Source organism: Lentisphaerota bacterium (assembly GCA_016873675.1).
GTDB lineage: Bacteria > Verrucomicrobiota > Kiritimatiellia > RFP12 > JAAYNR01 > VGWG01.
In genome coordinates, this window is sequence record VGWG01000167.1 from 1 (window position 1) to 4,281 (window position 4,281).

2 protein-coding genes are annotated in these 4,281 nt (G+C 64.9%); one reads left to right on the forward strand and one right to left on the reverse strand.

Features of this window, described 5'->3' with window-relative positions; all coding sequences use genetic code 11:
* Nucleotides 1-798: zinc-binding dehydrogenase (locus tag FJ222_12185; protein ID MBM4165180.1), on the forward strand; the 798-nt coding region annotated here is incomplete at its 5' end.
* Between the two features lie 44 nt (nucleotides 799-842).
* Here the strand turns inward: FJ222_12185 and FJ222_12190 are convergent.
* Nucleotides 843-4,103: a hypothetical protein gene (locus FJ222_12190; GenBank protein ID MBM4165181.1), complete on the reverse strand. Its 3,261-nt coding sequence runs from the start codon at nucleotides 4,101-4,103 to the stop codon at nucleotides 843-845.
* Between the last annotated feature and the right edge of the window lie 178 nt (nucleotides 4,104-4,281).

Below are 4,281 nucleotides of genomic sequence, written 5' to 3' on the forward strand. Positions count from 1 at the left end.
TTCAAGCCCGGCGAGTACGTCTATCAGCAGGGAATCAGAGAGGGCGGCACCATGGCAATCCTCGCTGGAGCCGGGCCCATGGGCCTGAGCGCGATAGATCTTGCCCTGCACGGCGACAACCGGCCGTCGATCCTGGTGGTCACCGACATCGATCAACCCCGCCTCAACCGCGCAGCGGCGATCTTCTCGCCCGATCACGCCAAGAAACTGGGCATCGCTCTCCATTACTTCAACACCGCCGCAGCGGCCGACCCCGTCGGCGAAATGCGCGCCCTGACCCATGGCAAGGGGTTTGACGATGTCTTCGTCTTTGCGCCGGTCGCGCCGCTCTGCGAGCAGGGCTCTGCACTTCTGGGCTACAACGGATGCCTGAACTTCTTCGCAGGCCCCTCCAAGCCGGACTTCAAGGCACCAATCAACTTCTACGACGTCCACTACATGGGGCACCATGTGGTCGGTTCGTCGGGCGGCAACACCGACGACCTGCGCGACGCGCTCACCCTGTCCTCGCAGAATCGCATCAATCCGTCGGTCATGGTGACCCATGTCGGCGGGATCGACGCCGCCGCGCAGGCGACGATGGACCTGGTCAAGATCCCCGGCGGCAAACGCTTGGTCTACACCCACGTCTCCATGCCGATGACAGCCATCGCCGATTTTGCAGCCGTTGGCAAGAACAACCCGTTCTTCGCCAAACTGGCCGCGATCTGCGATCATCATAACGGCCTGTGGTCGGACGAGGCCGAACGCTGCCTGCTCGACCAAGCACCGCGCTTGGAACCGGACGCCGCTGTGTGAGCGGCCCGGCGGCCGCTGGGTGATGATGCTTGAGCACCGCGCGATTACCGTTCACGCAGCAGGCGTTTGAGCTGCTCGTTTGCGGCGTCACCCAGTGCCCGGGTTCCGGCTTCCTTGATCAGGCGGTTGATCTCCTTCCTGCCGGCATCCGAGTCGAGCTTCAGCGCAGTCAGCGTGCCGATGACTGGCACGCGTATTGTCTGCCCCTTCACATAGGGCCAGACCGTGCGTCCGACGAGTTTCTCGGTCAGCGGCAGTTCGACGGTATACGAGACGGTTTGATCCAACCCCACCGATCCGCGGAAGCGAATCGGGTGCCCATCAACCGCCATCTCGAACGGCTCGGACTGGATGCGCCCGTCCCGGCAGACCGCCTGTATCGTGGTGTCTGGGATTCGCATCGTCCGATGCTCAATGCCAACGAGGTCCAGCACGTCGGCCAGCGTCCCCGTCGGTGTGAAACTGGCCTCGCGCAGCGTGACGGCAAACGTCGCGTCGATCTGTTGCATCGCTCCGGGTGCCAGCGGGATTCGGGTCTCGTTCACATGCAATTCAACAAGGCCGCTACCGACGACGCAGCCGCGCAGCAACGGGTTGACCATCGCCAGCACGGTATCCGTGAATTCCTGGGTCAGGGGCACGCGATCGAGGATGGGCACGGCTCCACCAATCTCGAGCACGGCAGGATCCGCCGCAGCCTGGATCAACGGTTTCAAGCGCAGAAACCCCGTGCCGGATGCGGGCTGGTAGTCGAGTTTCAGCAAGCCCTCATCGAGCGCAAAGGCGACGTCGGCTGCCGCGAGCTTCAGCCCCAGAACTCCGATCTCGCCGATGCCCAGCGATCCCTCGGCCGCGCCAAACGAGCGCAGGGATGCGAGACCGCCGCCCAACCCGCCTGCACACTCAAAGGGGCGCGGAGCCGGCTTGCCGCTGACGGTCACTCCGCGCACGCCAGCCTGGGTCAGCTTCCCCGAGAGGGCGTCGTAATCCACGGCCAGTGTTCCAGTCAGCGATGCAGTCGCTCCGCCAGTCACGTCGCGCACCCGCCCCTTCGCAGTCGCGGCAAGCCAGTCCGTCGCCAGCTCCGCCGACTCTACACCGAGTGTCTGCCCGTCCCGCGCCAGCAACGCCGCCGCCGAAAGCGCAATCCGTCTTTCCCGCATCGGCGCGTCCTGCCCCGCGGCTGAAATCACCAGATTGGTGAGCGCGCTGGCCAGCGTGATCCGGGTTCCGGTTGGCGCGTTTTCTGCCGCCAGCCGGACGTGCAGCCCGCCGTTCAGGCGTGACGGAACAACGCCTTCACGCGAGATCCGGCGCCAACCGGACACCACGCCCAGGTCGGCCTCCATCACCGCCTCTCCCGCAATCGCCGCCGCCCGATCTTTCAGCGCCCAGTCCGCCCGAAGCGCTGGAACCGACACGCGCGCCGCCGCCGAAATAAGCGTCGCCTCGGACAGCCTGAGATAACCATCGCCGAGCGCCACCTCCACCGTGCCTTGCGCGCGAACGTCGCGCTCTTTCACCGCCCAGGCACCCGTTTGCAGGGCCAGACCGCTCACGGCCGACGTGATTGTTCCACTGATCACGCCCGAAGTCAGTATCGGCCCGCCCGCATCCATCGGAACCGCGAAAGCAATCTGGTTGTCGGCCCGCTCAACCACAATCCGCTGCCCGACGCCGATCTCGACCGCCAGATCCTCCACGCCGACCGTCGCCCTGATCTCCGACCGGTCCCCCTTTTTTGCGGCGGCTACTTGGAACAGAATCTGTCCGATCATGGGCGGACACGCCGTCCATAGGTTGCGATAAGCCCGCGAAAAGGCAGTGAGATCGATCTTCCCGGAAACCAAGCCCTTGTCCAGACGCCCCGATCCGGATATCTGCGCGAAGGGCAGCACCACATCCAACGCATTCAACTCGGCGGGCCCGGCATAGGGCACGTCGATATCGAGTGTGACGCGCGGCGCCGGCATCAGCGGCACCCGCTCGTTCTTGTAGAACACAATGAGATTGTCGGCTGTCGCTTTCAAGCGGAGCGCCCGAGCCTGCTCCGTTCCTTCGATCACGCCCGCGAATGACAGCGTCCCGCGCTCCATCCGCGCCTCAGGGGTCAGGTTCAGCAACGGCCTGAAATCCCGGACGACCGAAGCCACATCGACGCCTCCCGTCACGGCGATCCGACCGACCGGAACCGCTCCGGTCGATAGGCTCCCGAAGCGTCCGTCGGCCGACAGCAGCACCCACGGGGTTTTTACCGCGCACGAATGGATCGCCACCCCCCGGTCGTCCCGTTTGGCCGAAATGGCGACCGTCACGTCTCCCGGTGGCGAGGGGTTGAATCCGGGAAAGGCAAAGGTGAACCGCGTGATCGCCACTTCGGCCTCAACCGCCGTTTCGCGCAAGCCAGCCGCTCGCACGGACACCTCCGCATCGAGCAGTCCGCCCGCGCCCCATGTCGCGCCCGTGCGCGCTTCCAGCAACGGACGGACCTGCTGCAGATCAAAGCCCGTGATGGTGAGCGCCATTTGCCCCGTGCAGGCCGGATCATCAAACGCCCGCGCAACCAGCAGTCGCGGCGTGGGCAATTGGCCCTTCGCTGACACGGTTCCGTCGCCGGCCCCACCCGGCACCACGCAGGCGGCCTCGATCATGAGGGGTTGGTCCCAGGTGTTCAGCCGCAGCGACGCATTCACCTGGTTCGCCAACGTGGTGTCCCCGTCTGCAGAACCCCCGGCCACAACCTGACCGTTGTGCACCACCAACCGGGCGATAACCGCGATTTTTGGAAGCTCAAAGGGACGCGCCGCCACGGGCGTCTTGGTGCCGGCGCTGCGTACCGCAGCCTGTTCGACCACGCCGGTGGCGGGCAGCGTTTCCCACGGGGCGATGGCGCGCGCGCGGGTGAACCGCACGACAGGCTGGGCCAGCGTCACCTCCCCGGCGTCAATCGTGCCGAACGGGAGGAGCTTGACCAGCCCGTTTGAGACGTCCACCGCTGGAATCGAGATCGTGAGCCCCTGGACCGGGTCATACAGGCGGAGGCCGTCTAACCGTTGCCCGCCGAACCAGCGAAGCCGCCAGTTGTCGACCGCCACCGACACCGGCGCAACCGAAGCGTTGAGGCGCGCGACGATCCGCTCGCGAACCGCTGGCACTGACGCCATCCGGGGCAGAAAAGCCACTCCAAGCACAACGGCCGCCCCAAGCGTCCACCACACGGCCGACCGACCGAACCGCCGCCGACGATGCTCACGGGATTCCAGTTCATCAATCTCCCGCTCCGTATCCAAACCGCTCATGTCCATCGACAACCCCCTCCCTTCACCGCGTGTTAGCTACACGCCGATGTTCTTGAAACACGTTAATCGTCACTGTACACCATTATCCGATTCAAGGGAAGTCACTCCCTTCCCAAAGCAGCGGTTTTAAGTTTTAAGTTTTAAGTATGGCAGCAGGCATCGAGATCTAAAGCGAGACCTGATC

Bases quoted from the DNA above. Each gene is read 5' to 3' on its own strand.
- FJ222_12190 (MBM4165181.1), bottom strand. From the start codon at position 4,103: ATGGACATGAGCGGTTTGGATACGGAGCGGGAGATTGATGAACTGGAA.